Source organism: Pontibacillus sp. ALD_SL1 (genome assembly GCF_017355605.1).
Genome location: NZ_CP062974.1, coordinates 2,756,043 through 2,776,190, shown reverse-complemented (window position 1 = coordinate 2,776,190; position 20,148 = coordinate 2,756,043). Strand labels below are relative to the sequence as shown.

The following is a 20,148-nucleotide window of genomic DNA, read 5'->3' as shown; positions in this document are numbered from 1 at the left end:
TTGCAATGATTTAGGAGGGGTTATCAGTGACACAAGCTGAAAAAATTACGGTAGAAAATGGCGAAATGAACGTACCAAACCATGCAATCATTCCATACATTGAAGGTGATGGAATCGGTCCAGATATTTGGGCTTCGGCGAGCAAGGTAATTGAAGCAGCTGTTCAAAAAGCATATGGCGACAGCAAGTCAATCGAATGGAAAGAAGTTTACGCAGGTCAAAAAGCTTACGATAATACTGGAGAGTGGCTTCCTAAGGAAACGCTTGATACGATCCGTGATTATAAAATCGCAATTAAAGGTCCACTTACAACACCAATTGGTGGAGGAATTCGTTCATTGAATGTTGCATTGCGCCAGGAGTTAGACTTATTCACTTGTCTTCGTCCTGTGCGTTGGTTTGAAGGTGTACCATCACCTGTTAAGCGACCACAAGATACGGATATGGCGATTTTCCGTGAAAATACCGAGGACATTTATGCAGGAATTGAGTGGCAAAAAGGAACGCCTGAAGCGAAAAAAGTAATTGATTTTCTACAGAATGAAATGGGCGTACATAATATTCGTTTCCCTGAAACGTCTGGAATTGGAGTTAAACCAGTTTCTGAAGAAGGAACTAAGCGTCTAGTACGCTCTGCAATCGAATACGCTCTTCGTGAAGGTCGTCGCAATGTAACGCTTGTTCACAAAGGAAACATCATGAAGTTTACTGAAGGTGCATTTAAAGCATGGGGCTATGAAGTAGCTGAACAAGAATTTGGCGATAAAGTCTTCACTTGGAGACAATATGATGAGATTGTAGAGAAAGAAGGAAAAGAAGCTGCTAACAAGGCACAAGATGCAGCTGAAGCTGAAGGTAAAATCATTGTAAAAGATGCAATTGCCGATATCTTCTTACAGCAAATCTTAACTCGTCCAAAAGAATTTGATGTTGTAGCAACAATGAACCTTAATGGTGATTACGTTTCTGATGCGCTTGCTGCACAGGTTGGTGGAATTGGCATTGCTCCTGGTGCTAACATTAACTTTGAAACAGGGCATGCGATCTTTGAAGCTACACACGGTACAGCTCCAAAGTATGCAGGAATGGATAAAGTTAACCCATCTTCTGTTATCCTTTCTGGTGTACTTATGCTTGAACACCTTGAGTGGAGAGAAGCGGCAGATTTAATTACAAAATCAATGGATAAAACAATTGGTAATAAAACAGTAACGTACGATTTTGCGCGTATGATGGATGGTGCTACTGAAGTGAAATGTTCTGAATTCGGTGATGCACTTATTAAAAACATGGACTAATCTTAGTATTGGAAGGGGATTAATATGGCCATTCAAAGAAGGAAAGTATCCGTTATTGGTGCTGGCTTCACAGGAGCAACAACAGCCCTTATGATCGCACAGAAAGAGCTGGCTGATGTAGTGCTTGTAGATGTGCCTGATATGGAAAAACCAACTCAAGGGAAAGCGCTAGATATGCTAGAGGCTAGCCCTGTACAAGGTTTTGATGCTGATATTAAAGGGACTTCTAACTATGAAGATACTGCTGGTTCTGATCTTGTTATTATCACCGCTGGAATTGCTCGTAAACCAGGGATGAGTCGTGATGATTTAGTAGCTACTAACTCAAAGATCATGAAGAGTGTAACAAAAGAAATTGTACATCACTCTCCTGAAACGACGATTCTTGTGTTAACAAACCCAGTTGATGCCATGACGTATTCTGTCTTTAAAGAGTCTGGTTTCCCTAAACACCGTGTCATTGGTCAGAGTGGTGTGTTAGATACAGCGCGTTTCCGTACATTCATCGCGCAAGAGCTGAATTTATCGGTAAAAGATATCACAGGCTTTGTGCTCGGTGGACACGGAGACGATATGGTACCACTTATTCGCTATTCCTATGCAGGTGGTATACCGTTAGAGAAGTTAATTTCTTCAGACCGCCTCGAAGAAATTGTAGAACGTACTCGCAAAGGTGGCGGCGAAATCGTTGGTCTGCTAGGGAATGGAAGTGCTTATTATGCACCGGCAGCGTCCCTGACAGAAATGGCAGAAGCTATACTGAAAGACCAGCGCCGTGTATTGCCTGCTATTGCCTACCTAGAAGGAGAGTACGGATACAAAGATATCTATCTTGGTGTGCCGACAATCCTTGGTGGTAATGGTATCGAAGAGATTATTGAACTTGACTTAACAGATGATGAAAAAGCTCAGTTAGATCAATCTGCTGACTCTGTAAAAAAAGTCATGGAAGTAGTACAATAAAAGTAGGATTATGAAAAAGGCTGTCCTTTAATTAGGGCAGCTTTTCTATAAATCAAAAGAAAACGCTTACATTTTTGGAGGTGGAGATTTTGCTTGGAAAACGTAGAAAGCTTGGTAAAAAAATTGGAGATGTTACGGTAGGAGAAGTGTATACAAAAACGATGTCGATTGAAGATAAGGATATCCTACTTTACTTGGGTTTAACAAATGATGCCAACCCTTTGTATATTCAACATGATTATGCTTCCCAGACTCCTTATAAACGCCCTCTAGTTCCGTCAGTTATGCTATATGGTATGGTTTCCTCCATTGTTTCTTCTCACTTACCTGGACCAGGAAGTCATATTACAGAGCAAATGCTCCAATACCCAACACCCTTACATCACTATTCAGAAGTAACCCTAACAATCAAGGTTATAGAAGTGAAAAGCGATCAACATCAAATAAGCCTTTCTGTAAACGGAGTGAATGAAGAGAAAGAAGAAGTGATCACCGGAACTGTGCAAGTTACCCCCGCTTATGAGCCAGAATCCATGACAGCTCGCTCATTAGAGAATTTCTATTAATATTCTTCTCAACAAGCCCCTCCCTTACAAGGAGGGCCTTTTTGTTGGCACCGTTAAATCTTAATGTGATTATTATTCTATTTATAGGGTGTTCTCTTGCCCGGGGACAACTCGCTTTCCTGCGGGGAGCTGGTGAGCCTCCTCACCTAGATTTAAGATTGCAGGCGTGGTGCCTAGGGATAAAAGGAAGTTCGACTAGGATCGTCACATCCTGTGACAACATCGAACGACCCCACATCTGATATGGCAACGTTTTTGTTTAACACAAACACGGTAAGGTGGTCCTTTGAAAATGCGAGACTCCCGCGGAAAGACGGGCTTTAGAGATCCCGCAGGGAGTGAAGCGACTGAGGAAGATCTGGAGTTCGTCCGCAGGAAAGTGAGTGTTTTCAAAGGACCACCTTCCTCTTACTAAAGCAAACAAAAACGTTATACTTTATTGATCCCAAACCCGTTTAACTCTAATTTCAAGCCTTTCATATAAGTGGGCTTATATGGAATAAAACAAGGGAAGCATAAATGAATAACAATGACTATTAGGTAGAAAAGATGTAAAGTTAATGGAAGAAGGGTAAAGTAATTGTTAAGTTCTTGTAAAGAAGACCATGAACCCTATAAATGTCTTTTAATAAAACTGCCGTTCATTGTATGATGAAGATAGAAAAAGATGCAGAGGTGGATACGAGATGGCTCAAAATATATTAATCGTGGATGATGAAGAATCTATTGTAACGTTATTAAAATACAATATAGAACAATCTGGATTTGAAACAGAAGTAGCTTATACTGGCGCGGATGCACTTGAAAAAGCCAATGAACAGTTCTTTGACCTTATTGTTCTGGATGTCATGCTTCCTGAAATGGATGGGATGGAAGTGTGTAAGCAACTTAGACAGAAACAAGTACAGACGCCGATTCTTATGTTAACTGCTAAGGATGATGAGTTTGATAAAGTTCTTGGTCTGGAGCTAGGGGCTGATGACTATTTGACGAAGCCTTTTAGCCCGAGAGAAGTTGTAGCACGAATTAAGGCAATCTTAAGACGGTCAACCATCCGTGAATCTAATGACCTTGAAGGGGACCTTATCCAAATTGCAGATTTAAAAGTATTCCCGGAGCAGTATGAAGCAACAGTCAAGGGAGATTCTCTTGTTCTGACACCTAAGGAATTTGAACTTCTTCTTTATTTAACAAAGAATAAAGGTCGTGTCCTGTCCCGTGACCAACTACTAAGTGCTGTTTGGAACTATGATTTTGTTGGGGATACACGTATTGTTGATGTTCACATCAGTCACTTAAGGGAGAAAATTGAACCTGATACGAAGAAGCCGGTATACATCAAAACAATAAGAGGTCTTGGTTACAAGATGGAGGACCCTTCAAAAGATGCGTAACAAATACGGTTCAAGGCCATTTTTAACTTATTCCATACTAGCAATTCTTCTAATGCTAGGTCTTGGATTGGTTTTGGCCCAATTAACAAAAAATTTCTTCGTTGATGTAATAGAAGAACGAGTTGAAAATGAAGCCGTATACTTAACAGATTTTGTTGAGGATGCTTCCGATTTAAGTACTCTTGAAGACCTTAGTAAGCAGCTAGATATTGGATTAATTTATCTATCAGAAGAGCAAACACTCTTAAATACGACGCAGCAGGTCCTTCAATTAACCCCGGGGGAAGCGGAAACTGTAAATTCTTATATGAACACTCACCAAGAAGGTTTTAGTACTACTCACAAAGGTTTTTTAAAGGAGCATATGTTCTTTTACCCTTTTGAGGCGGCTAACAGCGCTTTAAGTGGACAACTGGTGCTTGTGCTCCGTATTGATTCTTTAACTCACATAACGAGCAACATATGGGTCCTTATAGGGATTACTTTGTTCGTCGGGATTCTCATCATGGCAACCCTAGGGCGCAATATTTTTGAGAAATATATTAAGCCGATTCGATCAGCCTCGAATGTAGCGGATGAGTTAGCTAGAGGCAATTACAGGGCGAGGACCTATGAAGGGAACTACGGTGAGGCTGCTATATTAACATCTTCTATTAATGTGTTAGCGCGTAACCTTCAAGAGATGACGATGCATCAAGAGATGCAAAAGGATCGGTTAGAGGCGGTTATTAACAACATGGGAAATGGCCTGATGTTAATTGACGAGAAAGGTTACGTAAATCTAGTCAATCGTGCCTTTTTAGAACATTTTGGAGGTCAGGAACATCAATACTTAGGTCATGTGTATTATGATGCAGTAGCTGAGGTTGAGATTCATAAATCTGTAAAAGAAGTATTTATGACAGAAGATAAAGTAAGGCATTCGTTTACCTTACCCCTTCAAATTGAGAGAAGATTCCTTGAGGTATTGGGCGCACCAATCTTTAATGAAGCTAATCAGTGGAAAGGTGTAGTACTTGTTTTTCATGATATTACAGAGTTAAAGAATTTAGAGCAAATGCGAAAAGACTTTGTGGCAAATGTGTCTCATGAATTGAAAACACCAATTACATCAATCAGAGGGTTCTCCGAAACGCTTCTAGATGGGGCAATGGCAGATGAGGGGTTACGCGAACAGTTTATAACAATTATTTTGAATGAAAGTGAGAGACTTCAATCTCTAATCCATGACCTTTTAGAACTATCAAAATTAGAGAAGGAAGAGTTTACTTTAAATATTGAACACATTTCGGTGCCATCTTTAGTAAAAGATATCATTCCAATTGTAGAGCAACAAGCAAATCAAAAAGGCATTGGGTTAGAGCAAACGATTGATACTGAAGGCTATATTGATGGAGATTCTGCTCGTTTAAAGCAAGTAGTAATTAATTTGGTTACCAACGCGATCAATTACACTCCAAGCGGTGGCACTATAAAGCTTGAATTAAAGAACCAAAAGGACTCCTTTATGATTTCGGTTACGGATAGTGGGATTGGTATTCCAAAAGAAGATGTACCCCGAATATTTGAACGTTTCTATCGAGTAGACAAAGCGCGAAGTCGTAACTCTGGTGGAACAGGTCTTGGTTTAGCTATTGTAAAACATATTGTAGAAGCGCACGGTGGAAGTATTGATGTAGAAAGTGAATATCAGCAGGGAACAGCGTTTCATATTACATTACCTAAAAAATTTACGAAACGTTAACATTAAGTTAATTAAATGCAAATAATTCCTTGATATAGTTCTCTATGAAACCCTTTCATCCAAGGTGTTTTCTTATTTGACGGAGGTCAACCCGCCTCCGTCTTTTTTTTATGCTTTTTTATCCCCATTTTGTTATCGATATCCATTTATTTGAAACGTTTTTAACGTTTGTTCGTAAATAGATTGTTAAGAAAATGAAATAGGGGGAGAAATACGAGTGACTCTAAAACAGATCTATACATGGATTGCTGTAGGGGTAGCGGCGATCGTTCTGGTTATTGTCGGAATTACAAGTTGGTATACTGTGGACGAATCAGAGCAAGCTGTAATCCTTACATTTGGTAACGCTGAAGAGAGCATAACAGAACCTGGGCTGCACTTTAAAATGCCTTGGCCAGTACAAGAAGTAGAGAAGCTCTCGAAAGAAACGTTTAGTTTGAACTTTGGTTACTCACAAGATGATAAAAGCAATAAGAAACAAGTGCAAATGATTACAGGGGATGAAAATATTGTTCTTGCTGATCTGGTTGTACAGTGGAAGATTGTAGACCCAGCAAAATACTTGTACCAATCTCAAGATCCCAAACTAGCGTTAAATAACGCTACTTCTGCATCATTAAGAAGTGTTATTGGAACTTCAGAGATTGATGAAGCATTAACCTCAGGTAAAGCAGAAATAGAGAATGAAGTGCGTGAAATGCTAATTGGACTAGTAGAAAGTTATAATATCGGGATATCAGTCAGTGATGTGAAGCTTCAAGAGGTAGACCTTCCAGATGCAGAAGTACGGACTGCTTTTACAAAAGTAACGGACGCCCGAGAAACTAGTAACACGAAACGAAATGAAGCAGAGAAATATAGGAATGAAAAATATGAAGAAGCACTAGGTGAGAAAGATGCGATTATATCTCGTGCAGAAGGGGATAAAGTAGCCCGTATTGAACAAGCCAAAGGAGATGTTGCGAAGTTCAATGCGCTATATGAAGCCTATAGTAAATCGCCAGATATAACGAGAGAGCGATTGGTTATTGAAACGCTAGAGGATGTTCTTCCTAAAGCTAATATATATATCATGAATGACGATGGAAATACGCTTAAGTACTTACCGATTGGGCAACAACAAGCACCTCAACCTGCACCGACACAAGGGGGGGCAAATGACGATGAGTGATGAGAATGTAATAGAGGAAGGGAACGAAACAAACTCCAATTATATAAAGCGCATGATAAAGATAGGCTTAAGTTTACTGGTACTAGTCTTGTTACTAGTGGTATTTATAAGTAGTGTGATGATTGTGAAAGAAGGGGAGTATAAAGTTGTTCGTCAATTTGGTGAGATTGTAAGAATTGAGAAAGAGCCAGGGCTCAAATTTAAAGTACCACTTATACAGAATGCCAGCACCCTTCCAAAGAAAAAAATGGTGTATGATGTTAATGAGAAAGAGATCAACACACTTGATAAGAAGCGAATGATTATTGATAACTACGCGATCTGGCATATTGTTGATCCGGATAAGATGATTAACAATGCAAGAACGATGATTGGAGCTGAAGCACGGATGGGGGAATTCATTTTTTCAGTTATCCGTACAGAGCTTGGTCAAATGAACTATGAAGAGATTATAAATGATGAGCAGTCATCTAGAGGAGATTTGCACAAACGTATTACTGAAAGAGTGAATCAATTACTAGCACGCGATGAGTTTGGTATTCGGGTGGATGATGTACGTATTAAACGAACAGATTTGCCGGATGAGAACGAAAAAACGGTGTTTCGTAACATGATTTCAGAACGAGAATCAAAAGCTCAGGAATACTTATCTAAAGGGGAAGCTGCGAAAAACCGTATTATTGCTCAAACAGATAGAGAAGTAACAGAAATGCTTTCAAAAGCTGAAGCGGAAGCGGCCCAGGTTCGAGCTGAAGGGGAACAAGAAGCGGCTAAAATTTACAATGAATCATTTTCAAAGGACGAGTCATTTTATCAATTGTATCGTACTTTAGAATCCTATAAGAAAACGATTGATGGAGAAACTACGATTATTATTCCGCAGGATTCTCCGTACGCACGAAGTTTAACTGGCTATTTTGATTAACAAAAAGGCGACTTTTTCCTTCTATTATGGAACATGATAGAATAAAGGAAACAAGTCGCCTTTTCTCATGGAAAGGGTATGCTTATGAACGAAGGAGTGGAAAACATGACAAACAAACTGGTTCTTATTGATGGAAACAGTATAGCGTACCGAGCTTTTTTTGCTTTGCCGTTATTAAATAATGACAAAGGTGTACATACAAACGCCGTATACGGATTTACCACTATGCTATTGAAGATCTTAGAAGAGGAAAACCCATCTCATATGCTTGTGGCCTTTGATGCGGGGAAAACGACCTTTCGTCATAAGACATATGAAGAATATAAAGGAGGTCGTCAAAAGACTCCTCCTGAGCTTTCAGAGCAGTTCTCACTTTTAAGAGAGTTGTTAGATAACTTCCAAATTAAACATTACGAGCTTAATCAATATGAAGCGGATGATATTATCGGAACTTTTGCCAGAAAAGGTGAGCAGGAGGACTTTGAAGTTAAAGTAATTAGCGGTGACCGAGATTTACTGCAGTTAGTTTCAGATCAGGTCTCTGTGGCGTTAACAAAGAAAGGCATTACAAATGTAGAAACCTATACTCCTTCTTTCTTAGAAGAGAAAATGGAGGTTCGTGCTGATCAAATCATAGATCTAAAAGCCTTGATGGGAGATAGTTCAGATAATATCCCAGGGGTTCCAGGCGTCGGTGAAAAGACAGCTGTAAAATTACTAAAGCAGTTTGAGACATTGTCAAACGTCTATGAAGGTATCGATGATGTGAGCGGGAAAAAGCTAAAGGAAAAGCTTGAAACAAATAAAGACAATGCCTTCATGAGTCAGCAATTAGTTACCATTAACGTTGAAACGCCTGTAGAGATCGGTCTTGAAGACGTGGTTTATAAAGGGTACGAATATCCAAAGGTTAGCGCGTTTTTCCGTGACCTTGGATTCCAATCTCTTCTTAGCCGCATTGGAGGAGAAGAGGAGGCTGAACAAGTTCAAGAAGCCCTTCCAGAATTAAAGGTCGAGGTTCTTGATGAGGTTACGGACGAGCATGTAAACAACTCGTCAGCTCTCGTTGTAGAAATGCTTGGAGATAATTATCACACAGCCGATATCGAAGGGATTGGCTTAGTGCATGACAAAGGTACTTACTTTATACCTAAAGAAGTAGCATTAGGGTCGGATGTGTTTAAAGCATGGGCTGAAGATCGTCAAAATAAAAAAGCTGTTTTTGATGCTAAGAAAACATATGTGGCTCTTAAACGTCATGGTATTGAAGTTACTGGGATTGATTTTGACATGTTGCTTGCATCTTACTTAACAAACCCAAGTGAAAACCATCATGATATACCATCGATCAGTCATCGCATGGGATATAAAGGTATTGCGTTTGATGAAGAAGTTTATGGTAAAGGTGCAAAGATGAAAGTGCCAGAAGATATCAATGATCTAGCTAGCCATGTAGGTCGAAAAGCGAACATGTTATTTGAGCTTAAGCCAGAGATGGAAGACCAATTGAGAGAGAATCAGCAATGGGAGTTATATGCTGAGCTAGAGATGCCGCTTGCATTAATACTAGGCGAAATGGAACATACAGGAGTTAAAGTAGATGTGGACCGTTTGAAAGAAATGGGTACAGAGCTTGAGGAACGACTTAATCAGCTTGAATCTGAAATTCATGAATTGGCTGGTGAAACCTTCAATCTAAATTCTCCTAAACAACTTGGGCCTATACTGTTTGAGAAATTAGAACTTCCTGTAATTAAAAAAACGAAAACAGGCTACTCAACTTCAGCTGATGTGTTAGAGCAACTGAGTGATCAACATGAGATTATTCCTAAACTCTTGTTATACCGTCAATTAGGTAAATTGAACTCTACTTATATTGAAGGGCTTTTAAAAGTTGTTCACGAAGATGATATGATTCATACTCGTTTTAATCAAGCTTTAACTCAAACAGGTCGTTTAAGTTCAACAGAACCTAACTTGCAAAACATTCCGATTCGTCTTGAAGAGGGCAGAAAGATTAGGCAAGCGTTTATCCCTTCAAAAGAAGGATGGTATATTTTCGCGGCGGATTATTCTCAAATTGAACTTCGTGTTTTGGCTCATATTGCTGGGGACGAAAAACTAATTAAAGCCTTCAATGAGAATGAAGACATTCACACACAAACAGCTATGGATGTTTTCCATGTGGAAAAAAATGAAGTAACGGATCAAATGAGAAGACAAGCCAAAGCGGTTAACTTCGGTATTGTATATGGAATTAGTGAGTATGGACTTTCTCAAAGTCTTGGGATTAGTCGAAAAGAAGCCAAACAATTCATTGAGCGCTATTTAGATAGTTATCCAGGTGTAAAGGAATACATGGATGAAGTGGTACAAGATGCAAAACAAAAAGGGTATGTTTCAACACTCATGAATCGCAGACGCTATTTACCGGATATAACAAGTCGTAATTTCAATAGCAGAAGCTTTGCTGAACGTACAGCGATGAATACGCCAATTCAAGGTTCTGCTGCTGATATTATTAAGAAAGCAATGGTTGATTTGCATCACCGTTTAGAGGAAGAAGGTTTAGAGGCTACGGTTCTATTACAAGTGCATGATGAACTGATTCTAGAGTCTCCTGAGGAAGAGTTAGAAAAGCTTGAAAGAATTGTTGCGGAAGTCATGCAAAATACCGTTAATCTTGACGTGCCACTTCTTGTTGATTCTGCTAAAGGGTCGACTTGGTACGATGCTAAATAAAGGGGTGAAACGTGTTGCCTGAGTTACCAGAGGTCGAAACAATCAAGAAAACATTACAACATCTTGTAACTGAGAAAACCATAAAAGAGACAGATGTGTTTTGGGGGAATATCATCCAGCGCCCGAGAGATCCGGAAGAATTCAAAGCGCTTCTAAAAGGGCAAACCATCCATGAGTTAAAACGTCGCGGGAAGTTTTTGTTGTTTTATTTGGAGACCCATGTGTTGATTTCTCATTTAAGAATGGAAGGAAAGTATGGAGTTTTTCAAAGTGGCGATGAAATAGCGAAACATACCCATGTTATTTTTCGTTTTACTGATGGCACTGAACTTCGATATCAAGATGTAAGGAAGTTTGGAACCATGCATATCTACCCGATTGGAGAAGAATTCAACGGACCTCCTTTAGATCAGCTTGGACCTGAACCTTTTGATCCATTATTCACTCCAGATCACTTATATAATAAGCTAACGAAAACGTCGCGACATGTAAAAACCGCCTTATTAGATCAAATGATCGTCACAGGTCTTGGGAATATATATGTAGATGAAGCTTTACATCGCTCCTTAATCCACCCTGAAAGAAAGGGGAAGGATATTACTAAGTCAGAAGCCGTTCGGCTACATGGTGAAATTGTTTCCACGCTTCAAGAAGCAGTGGAACAAGGAGGAACGACTATTCGATCTTATGTGAATACACAAGGTCAAATTGGAATGTTTCAACAGCGTCTGAAAGTTTATGGCCGTCAAGATGAAGCTTGTGAACGTTGTGGAACAGTTATTTCAAAAACAAAAGTCGGTGGTAGAGGAACTCATTTCTGCTTCAAATGTCAGCCTGAGTAAATCCTTTGTCTGACAGTAACAGCGGTTAGGCTCCTTTCATATACTATGCGTAAATATGAGAGAAGGAGCTTACCGGCTATGGCACCATTCACTACCCTCATCCTACTTGCTTTTGCAGTAAGTTTAGATAGCTTTACGGTTGGGTTTACTTATGGACTAAGGAAGATGGGGCTTTCTATACGAGCTATTGGCGTTATTGCGATGGTTTCAGCTGTTTCATTCTTTCTGTCTATGATGATTGGAAAAATGATCGCCCATTTTCTCTCTCCTCACATTACTGAAATGTTTGGAGGGGGGATTTTGATTGCTATTGGAATTTGGGTGCTTTACCAGTTTTTTAGAACGGAGCAACCTTCAGAAACAAAAGATCCCTCTTCTTATCTATTTAATCTAGAAATTAAGTCTCTCGGGATCGTTATTCAAATTTTACGGAAACCGATGAGCGCTGATATTGATCAGTCGGGTTCCATTAATGGTATTGAAGCATTTCTGTTAGGGATAGCCCTTTCCCTTGATGCTTTCGGTGCCGGAATTGGCGCAGCCATGTTTGGTTTCTCTCCGATGACAACAGCTCTACTTATTGCGTTCATGAGTAGTTTCTTTCTTTGGATCGGATTAAAAAGTGGTTACTGGTTATCTTACTTTAAGTGGATTCAACGGTTAACATTTTTGCCAGGACTCTTATTGATTGTGATTGGAATGTTGAAATTTACGTAGTAGGAGGCTTTTAATGGGTGTCGTAATAGGGTTAACAGGTAGCATTGCAACAGGAAAAAGTACTGTCTCATTAATGTTTGATGATTATGGGATTCCTGTAGTGGATGCTGATAAATTATCTCGCGAGGTCGTGAAACCAGGACGCGATGCTTATAATAAAATTGTAAACGTTTTTGGTGAAGGGGTTCTAAGAGAAGACCATACACTAGATCGAAAAGCACTTGGAGAGATTGTGTTTAATAATGAGGAAAAGAGAAAACAACTCAATGAAATCGTACACCCTGCTGTGCGTTCAGAGATGGTCCGAGAGCGTGATGAATATTTAATGCAAGGGGACAAGGCGGTTGTATTAGATATTCCTTTGTTGTTTGAGAGCCAGTTAACGGATTACGTCGATAAAACTCTCGTAGTTGCCGTAGACGAAGAGGTGCAGCTCAAGCGCTTAATGGAACGGGATGAAAGCACAGAAGAGGAAGCACTTAGCCGCATTCGCTCCCAGATCTCAATTACTGAAAAGTCCCGTATGGCTGATGAAGTGATTGATAACAATGGGTCTAAGAAAGAGACGTATGATCAACTTGAATCTATACTTCGGAAGTGGGAAATACTCCCGTAATAGAAAGAGGCTGCTCTTGCAACAAGAGCAGCCTTATTTTTATTGGAGTAACTTGGTTATTCCACAATCGCCGGAAGATCCGAAGATGAGATATTTTAGCAGGAGAGGGCCGTTACGTTTGATGAGTGGGTGGGCTTGCTCGGGGACAACTCGCTTTCCTGCGGGGAGCTGGGAAGCCTCCTCGTAATCTATAAACAGCACATTAGCTTTCATTGAATGAGGAATCGATGCATATATTACAATAAAGTTTGGATAAAATTGCACAATCTACTCCCTAGGATTCCTTTATTGTGTTATACTAATCATGCGAAATATCAATAAAGTGTATCATAAATGAGAGGGGTATGCAGAATGAAGTCACGCGTTGCTATTAATGGTTTTGGTCGAATTGGTCGAATGGTGTTTCGCCAGGCGATTTTAGATAAGCAGGTAGAGGTTGTTGCAATCAATGCCAGCTACCCTCCCGAAACGCTAGCTCATTTAATTAAGTACGATAGTGTTCATGGTCATTTTCAAGGAGAAGTGAAAGCGCTTGAAGATGGAATTGAAATAGATGGGAAAAAGGTTCATTTATTTGCTTCGAGAGACCCTAAACAACTCCCTTGGAAAGAACATGAAGTGGATATTGTTATTGAAGCTACAGGGAAATTCAAGACTAAAGAGACAGCGGGACAGCATATCGAAGCGGGGGCTAAGAAAGTTGTCATTACAGCTCCAGGGAAAGAAGTGGATGCAACAATTGTTATGGGCGTAAATGAGAGCGTTTACATTGATGGAGAGCATGACGTTATCTCTAATGCTTCTTGTACGACAAATTGTTTAGCTCCGGTAGTAAAGGTATTAGATGAACAGTTTGGTATTGAGAACGGACTAATGACAACGGTTCATGCTTTTACAAATGATCAGAAGAACTTAGATAATCCTCATAAAGATCTTAGACGTGCAAGAGGCTGTACACAATCTATTATTCCGACTTCAACAGGAGCTGCTAAGGCATTAGGTGAAGTCATCCCACATTTAAATGGGAAAATGCATGGTATGGCGTTGCGAGTACCTACACCGAACGTTTCTCTCGTAGATTTGGTAGTAGACGTAAAACGTGACGTATCTGCAGATCAAGTCAATCAGGCATTCATGCATGCTTCTAAGAATGATTTGAAAGGTATTCTTCAATACTCTGATGAACCACTTGTATCTGTTGATTACACGACATCTGAATACTCCTCTATTATAGATGGTCTTTCCACAATCGTAATGGATGACCGAAAAGTAAAAGTTTTGGCTTGGTACGACAATGAATGGGGCTATTCGAAACGTGTGCTGGATCTTGTGAAATTTGTAGGAACTCACTTAGCTGCACGTGAAGAAGCCCGTGTTTCTTGAAAGTCTGAAGAAATAAAATAATTGGATAATCCCCCATTGATGTTTTATACTACTAACAAAGCTTAGACAACCACGTCCTTATATATGTGAGTAAAAAAACTTATTGCAAAATATAGGGAAACACTATATACTAACTTTTGAACTTCTGAAATACCGACGAACCTATGACTGCTTAAAGGGTTAGGACCTCTTAGGACTAACTTGCCCCCGTGGTAGTGCATAAGCTTGACGTTTAGAAGTAAACTTTTTTGGTTTTAAAGGGGGACTACCGATGGACACAATGGGTAGACACGTAATTGCAGAACTTTGGGATTGTAATACAGAAAAGCTAAACGATATGACAATGATTGAACAAATTTTCGTAGATGCTGCTTTAAAAGCAGGTGCGGAAGTTCGGGAAGTTGCTTTTCACAAATTTGCACCACACGGCGTAAGTGGCGTCGTAATCATTTCTGAATCTCACTTAACCATTCACAGTTTTCCAGAACATGGCTATGCAAGTATTGACGTATACACGTGCGGGGATCGAATTGACCCCAATGTAGCAGCACAATATATTGCACAATCACTAGAAGCTAAAACACAAGAAACGGTTGAAGTCCCGAGAGGTATGGGACCTGTCGAAGTCAAGAAATTCAACGTACTCTAATATAAATGTTCGAAAGAAAGTACTCTTATGAAGAGTACTTTCTTTTTTATGGCTTTCGAAAAACATCAATTTGGTCTTACTGAGAATATTAAAAGGAACAATACTTATAGTTACAGAGCTAGTTCAAAACCATTTCTACAAAAAATTTCAGATTTCTTATGGTGAAGGAATGAGGGTAGAGCCCTTCTCAGTACAATTATTGGGGTATTAATGAAGAAAAAGCGAAATTCTTGACAGAAGTGTGTATTTAACCTTTTCGATTTTTTGATATAATAGATTAGAGGTGGACGAAAATGAATATTAAACAATGGTTTTCAACATATTTCACGAATCATGCCGAAACAAGTGAAGAACACTGGAATGAAGCTCTTCGAACGCACTACTTTAAAACAACAAAAGATAAAGCTTTTCCTCAGTTAGAGGATTATTATAAAAACTCAAGTAAATATAAATTGGTCTCATCTTCCATTGAACATGGTGAGATGAGCTTGCAAACGGTAAAAGGAAAGAAAGCATTTATCGTCGTTAGTATAGTAATGGTACAACCGTATAGAACGGCGATTGACTATTCTGTTACCACGGAATCTGCCTTACCGTTTGATTTCGGACATAGCCATAAGTTAATCCAAAAGCAACATAAAGAAATTAAGGAACTACTTCCGTTTTTGGAAACGGGTATGGCTCATAAAATGTAGAAAAATGTGGAGTTGATTTATCTGTGAAATGTCCTAATTGTAATTACAAGAGCACTAGGGTGTTGGACTCGCGGCCAGTCGAAGAGGGTAAATCGATTCGACGCAGGCGGGAATGTGAAGAGTGCCACTTTCGTTTTACAACTTTTGAAAGAATCGAAGAAGTCCCTTTGATCGTTGTGAAAAAAGAAGGCACTCGTGAAGAATTTAGTCGAGAGAAGTTGATGAGAGGTCTGATTCGGGCTTGTGAGAAACGACCTGTTGCGGTTGATGAACTTGAGACGATTGCCATGGAAATTGAACGGGAATTAAGGAATCGTGGCGTTTCTGAGGTTAATAGCAAGGAAATTGGAGAAATGGTGATGGACAGGCTTGCGCATATTGATGAAGTTGCGTATGTTCGCTTTGCTTCAGTTTATAGACAGTTTAAGGATATAAATGTTTTTCTTGATGAATTAAAAGATTTGATTAAACAAGATCCAGAAGGGTAATAGAATAGGGCCGGTTGGCTCTTTTCTTTTTTTAGGAGCACAATCCATGTATACTTAGAAGAAAATGACTGAAAAGATGCAGGTTTATCTATTTCCTTTCGTAATAGAATAGAACCATTACACCAAGAATATGAGGAAGGAGGGAGTTTAATGAACCATACATCAATTGGGAAGCTATTACCGGTAGATGGGTACCGGTTAACAGTCGCTCGGAGCATGCCTATGGATTTCACAATGTCCCTGACTCATTTATATCAACCTTTAATCGGGAATGAATCCATTAGTCTATACCAAACGTTATTGTCAGAGTATGATCTGCAAGAGGAAGTAGGTGGCGTTAATACACATCATCTATTGATGAGTTACCTCAATCTCCCTTTAAATCATATTTACGAAGCAAGGAAACGGTTAGAAGCCATAGGGCTTCTTCGAACTTTTGTTGATCAATCTGAGGACCAAACGGTTTATACGTATGTACTGCTTCGTCCATTTACCCCGAGTGAATTTTTTGCGGACGAGATGTTATCCTTGTTACTATATCATCATCTTGGTCAACAAAAGTACGAACGATTACAACGTACGTTTTCAGGTGGTTCTTCGTCATATCGAAAAGGAGAAGAAGTCACTTCTTCCTTTGAGCACGTATTTTCAATGGGTGGGATGACCACTGAACCACCACCCACTCATTTTAAAGAGCAAGACCAAGAATTAGTCGAGAGTCAAGGTGCTAACATACAAGAGAGTCGGATTGACTTTTCCTATATAAAGCAATCACTTGACCAGAGAATGTTACCTGTGCAGAGTATCCTTTCCAATCAGAACCAAAAAGTACTTTCTCAACTTTCTTTATTATATAATTTAACTACTAATGATGTTGAAAAAGCGATCTTGTGGGCTCTTAACGATGAGAATCAATTGGACCTTTCTGAGTTGAAAGAGGCTTGTCACGACCTTTACCAAAGTAAAGGAGGACAAAGTGACGACCTGCAAGTCACTCATCAACGTGATTCATTATCTGTCGCTAATGACCAAGAGGCACCTAAAGAGCAAGCAGATAATAAGGAAGAAGCTCTAATTAAAAGATTGGAACAGATCTCTCCTAGAGAACTGTTGCTAGACCTCTCGGGAGGAGCGGAACCTCCGGAGAAGGATTTACGAATGATTCGTGATATTATGACCCAACAAGGGTTAACACCTGGCGTAATGAATGTGTTAATTTATTATGTATTACTTAAAACAGATATGAAGTTATCAAAAAACTATATGGAAACAATCGCAGGGCATTGGACGAGGCTTCAGGTGAAAACTGTTCGTCATGCAATGCGGGTTGCGAAAACAGAAAATAAAAAATATCAACAATGGGCGAATAACCGAAAAAGCGGAGGAAACCGTTCTTACAATAAAAATCAAAAGCAAGACGTCCTGCCTGATTGGTTTAAAGATCAAAAAGGTCAAAAGGGACAGTCAAGCGAAGATCAGGCTCCTAAACGCAAAGATGGGAAATCTGTCTCGGATATTGAACGCGAAAAGCAAGAGTTAGCAGAAGCTTTAAAGAACATGGATGATTAACGTTTACGAATAAATTGATTTAAGGATGAGTGAAATGGAACCGATCCAAACAGCTTTGAAGAAATGGATGAGGGAGAGTAAGAACTTTCAAGAGCATTATCAAAGTATGCGTGAGGCAATCTTGAAAGATCCTGATATTCAACAAATTTTGCAGGAGCACTCGAACCTCTCTCGTCATGATGTAGAACGTCATTTAATGAAATTATATGAGTATCAATCCCAATCTAAGCGCTGTGAAGGATGCCCTTCCCTGGATAACTGTCAGAATTTGGTCTCAGGTTACTCTCCGAATCTTCATGTTCAGGGGAAAGAGATTAGGCTGACGTATGAGATGTGTCCTCGAAAAAGACAATCTCAACAACAAGAAGAGAAGCGTTCATTCATTAACAGTTTGTATATGCCAAAGGACATTGTGGAAGCAAAGTTTAAAGATTTAGATCCAGATGACCGTTACGAAGCGATTCGTCAAGCGATGAACTATACAGAGAATGCCGAAACGGAAAAGGGAAATAAAGGTCTATATTTCCATGGACCGTTTGGAGTTGGGAAAACACACCTTTTGGGAGCTATTGCCAATAAATTGGCGAATAAACGAATTGCTTCTTACCTCATTTATATGCCTGAACTAGTTCGGGAGATGAAGTCTTCATTAGGAGACAACACGCTAAAAGAAAAAGTTGAAAAGTTCAAAACGGTTCCAGTTTTGATGCTCGATGATATTGGAGCTGAATCCATGTCATCTTGGTTCCGTGATGAAATATTAGGGTCAATTCTACAGTATCGTATGATGGAAGGTTTACCTGTTTTCTTTACTTCCAATTACAATCTTGAGGAGCTCGAAAAGCATCTTATGACGAACAACCGTGGAGATGTTGAGCAATTGAAAGCTGGGAGAATTATTGAACGTATTAAACAAGTAAGTAACCCGGTAGAAGTAATTGGGCAGAATCGACGTAGCTAAAACAATAAGTGAACCGTTAGCAGCTCTGCCAGAGGATCATTCCTCTGGCAGAGCTGCTTTTTTTAACCCACTGCATAAGCCTTCCCTAATTTGAATCCGAGATAGTTCTATTTTGCGATAGATAGAGACGTTTCCGTCACCTTGAATAGAGCGAAAGGTGGCCCTGGAAATCACTCGCTTTCCGCGGGAGAGGTGCCGAGCTTCCTCGTTCGCTATCGCTCTCTGCGGGATCTCGTCTACCTCTTTCTCCCGCAGGAGTCTCGCAATTTCCAGGCCCACCTTTGTCAAAATGGGGGAGACGGAAACGCGCCATATTTGGAAGGTAGGGGGCTTAAGTGCAGCTTGAATAGGCGGGCCAGTCTTTATAATTACTGTCCTTATCTTGAATAACTCCCTACCTAAAAGTTGTATTAGAGAGGATATTGAAGTTTTTTTACGGAGAATAATCATTTTTCACGTTTTCTTCCCATATACTTTAACAGTTTATTGTACCACTTGTGGAGGGAGGGAAGACGTTGGACGAGATCTATTTTTCTAATAAAAAAGAAGCCCTATCATTTTGTGATTTTCTATTTGCGCAGAAAGATGAAATGAGCGTGCAGTGGCATTATCACAAGAAATGGGGGCATGTTGTTCTTGTTAACGAAAATCAGGAGAAAGAGGAACTAGTCGTACGCGGACTAATCCATGTCTATGTCATACATAGAGAGCGATCCTGGTTAATAGACATCATACGGAATTGCTACTACTTCAGTGACGATGATGAAGTAGCTCACATATATGAATTGTGTTGTTCTTTTAGGGACGAGCCAGATCAGTGGGGTGAAGATCACCCTTCTTCTTATCGCCACAGTCAACAATTAGAGCGGTTGAGAGAGGTTTTTAAAGAGGCACTCGAGAAAGGGGAAGGGTTTGCATTTGATTCGATCATCACATTTCGCTTTCAGCGATTTTACGATGAGTTGATTGAGGTCGTTGGAGAAGCAATAGATGAATATAAAAGAGAGCAGGATTATCAGACATATATTCAACATCTAAGGGAATACCTGCAAGCTAACCCTTCTAAAGTAGAGAGGTTATCTATTGTGCAAAGCCAACCTTTTATTTTTTATTCTCATAAAGGACGTCGTTATACGTCTGAAGAAATTAAGAAATTGACAGAGGACTATCCTTTATATTTGTTTGGTCTTGGAACAGACGAGCTAGACTTGACTCCTATAATGGCTCTTGCTCCAAATCGGATCTCGATTTATGGTAATGACCCTAGTGACCCAAAGACGTTGACCGTGATGAACATCTTCCAAGAACGTGCTGAATTTCTTCCGTTAAATAAATTTCCATTTAAAAGATTATCTCCGTTCTAAAAATGGGCTTGCTTTTCGCATTTATTCCCATTATACTAACTTCTATAAAGTTTAAATCTAA

At 39.6% G+C, this 20,148-nt stretch carries 18 protein-coding genes; all 18 read left to right on the top strand.

The window, feature by feature from the left end; all coding sequences use genetic code 11:
- The first annotated feature begins 26 nt into the window (after window positions 1-26).
- The 18 genes from icd (at window position 27) to ytxC (ending at window position 20,087) form a co-directional block, all read left to right on the top strand.
- Entirely contained in the window at window positions 27-1,298 is a 1,272-nt protein-coding gene (icd, locus tag IMZ31_RS14110; protein WP_207527959.1) for an NADP-dependent isocitrate dehydrogenase, read from the top strand.
- Window positions 1,299-1,322: 24 nt separating this feature from the next.
- The gene (gene mdh / locus IMZ31_RS14105) at window positions 1,323-2,261 is read left to right on the top strand and encodes a malate dehydrogenase (RefSeq protein ID WP_036784436.1); all 939 of its coding nucleotides are present in this window, start codon (window positions 1,323-1,325) and stop codon (window positions 2,259-2,261) included.
- Window positions 2,262-2,341: 80 nt separating this feature from the next.
- Window positions 2,342-2,827 (top strand): MaoC/PaaZ C-terminal domain-containing protein, encoded by a 486-nt coding sequence (locus tag IMZ31_RS14100; RefSeq protein WP_371825507.1) that lies wholly within the window; start codon window positions 2,342-2,344, stop codon window positions 2,825-2,827.
- 686 nt (window positions 2,828-3,513) lie between these two features.
- Entirely contained in the window at window positions 3,514-4,221 is a 708-nt protein-coding gene (locus IMZ31_RS14095; RefSeq protein ID WP_207527957.1) for a response regulator transcription factor, read from the top strand.
- Window positions 4,214-5,965 carry a two-component system histidine kinase PnpS gene (gene pnpS / locus IMZ31_RS14090; protein WP_207527956.1) on the top strand — a complete coding sequence of 584 codons (1,752 nt, stop codon included), beginning with the start codon at window positions 4,214-4,216 and terminating at the stop codon, window positions 5,963-5,965. The genes IMZ31_RS14095 and pnpS overlap by 8 nt, the downstream gene beginning before the upstream one ends.
- Before the next feature lie 217 nt (window positions 5,966-6,182).
- Window positions 6,183-7,136 carry an FtsH protease activity modulator HflK gene (gene hflK / locus IMZ31_RS14085; protein ID WP_207527955.1) on the top strand — a complete coding sequence of 318 codons (954 nt, stop codon included), beginning with the start codon at window positions 6,183-6,185 and terminating at the stop codon, window positions 7,134-7,136.
- Window positions 7,129-8,061 carry a protease modulator HflC gene (gene hflC, locus IMZ31_RS14080; RefSeq protein ID WP_207527954.1) on the top strand — a complete coding sequence of 311 codons (933 nt, stop codon included), beginning with the start codon at window positions 7,129-7,131 and terminating at the stop codon, window positions 8,059-8,061. The genes hflK and hflC overlap by 8 nt, the downstream gene beginning before the upstream one ends.
- A 105-nt stretch (window positions 8,062-8,166) precedes the next feature.
- Window positions 8,167-10,803: a DNA polymerase I gene (gene polA / locus IMZ31_RS14075; protein WP_207527953.1), complete on the top strand. Its 2,637-nt coding sequence runs from the start codon at window positions 8,167-8,169 to the stop codon at window positions 10,801-10,803.
- 14 nt (window positions 10,804-10,817) lie between these two features.
- Window positions 10,818-11,645, top strand: a complete 828-nt coding sequence (gene mutM, locus IMZ31_RS14070) for a DNA-formamidopyrimidine glycosylase (RefSeq protein WP_207527952.1) — start codon at window positions 10,818-10,820, stop codon at window positions 11,643-11,645.
- Window positions 11,646-12,362 carry a sporulation membrane protein YtaF gene (gene ytaF / locus IMZ31_RS14065; RefSeq protein WP_371825506.1) on the top strand — a complete coding sequence of 239 codons (717 nt, stop codon included), beginning with the start codon at window positions 11,646-11,648 and terminating at the stop codon, window positions 12,360-12,362.
- A gap of 13 nt (window positions 12,363-12,375) precedes the next feature.
- On the top strand, window positions 12,376-12,978 hold the full coding sequence (coaE, locus tag IMZ31_RS14060) for a dephospho-CoA kinase (RefSeq protein ID WP_207527950.1): 603 nt from the start codon (window positions 12,376-12,378) through the stop codon (window positions 12,976-12,978).
- 351 nt (window positions 12,979-13,329) lie between these two features.
- Window positions 13,330-14,361 (top strand): glyceraldehyde-3-phosphate dehydrogenase, encoded by a 1,032-nt coding sequence (locus tag IMZ31_RS14055; RefSeq protein ID WP_207527949.1) that lies wholly within the window; start codon window positions 13,330-13,332, stop codon window positions 14,359-14,361.
- Window positions 14,362-14,632: 271 nt separating this feature from the next.
- On the top strand, window positions 14,633-15,010 hold the full coding sequence (speD, locus tag IMZ31_RS14050) for an adenosylmethionine decarboxylase (RefSeq protein WP_036784461.1): 378 nt from the start codon (window positions 14,633-14,635) through the stop codon (window positions 15,008-15,010).
- Window positions 15,011-15,303: 293 nt separating this feature from the next.
- The gene (locus IMZ31_RS14045) at window positions 15,304-15,705 is read left to right on the top strand and encodes a cytosolic protein (RefSeq protein WP_207527948.1); all 402 of its coding nucleotides are present in this window, start codon (window positions 15,304-15,306) and stop codon (window positions 15,703-15,705) included.
- Window positions 15,706-15,728: 23 nt separating this feature from the next.
- Window positions 15,729-16,193 carry a transcriptional regulator NrdR gene (gene nrdR, locus IMZ31_RS14040; RefSeq protein WP_036784465.1) on the top strand — a complete coding sequence of 155 codons (465 nt, stop codon included), beginning with the start codon at window positions 15,729-15,731 and terminating at the stop codon, window positions 16,191-16,193.
- Window positions 16,194-16,343: 150 nt separating this feature from the next.
- Window positions 16,344-17,762, top strand: a complete 1,419-nt coding sequence (locus tag IMZ31_RS14035; RefSeq protein ID WP_207527947.1) for a replication initiation and membrane attachment family protein — start codon at window positions 16,344-16,346, stop codon at window positions 17,760-17,762.
- A 34-nt stretch (window positions 17,763-17,796) separates the two neighbouring features.
- The gene (gene dnaI / locus IMZ31_RS14030) at window positions 17,797-18,723 is read left to right on the top strand and encodes a primosomal protein DnaI (RefSeq protein WP_207527946.1); all 927 of its coding nucleotides are present in this window, start codon (window positions 17,797-17,799) and stop codon (window positions 18,721-18,723) included.
- 515 nt (window positions 18,724-19,238) lie between these two features.
- On the top strand, window positions 19,239-20,087 hold the full coding sequence (ytxC, locus tag IMZ31_RS14025; protein ID WP_207527945.1) for a sporulation protein YtxC: 849 nt from the start codon (window positions 19,239-19,241) through the stop codon (window positions 20,085-20,087).
- Window positions 20,088-20,148 lie beyond the last annotated feature (61 nt).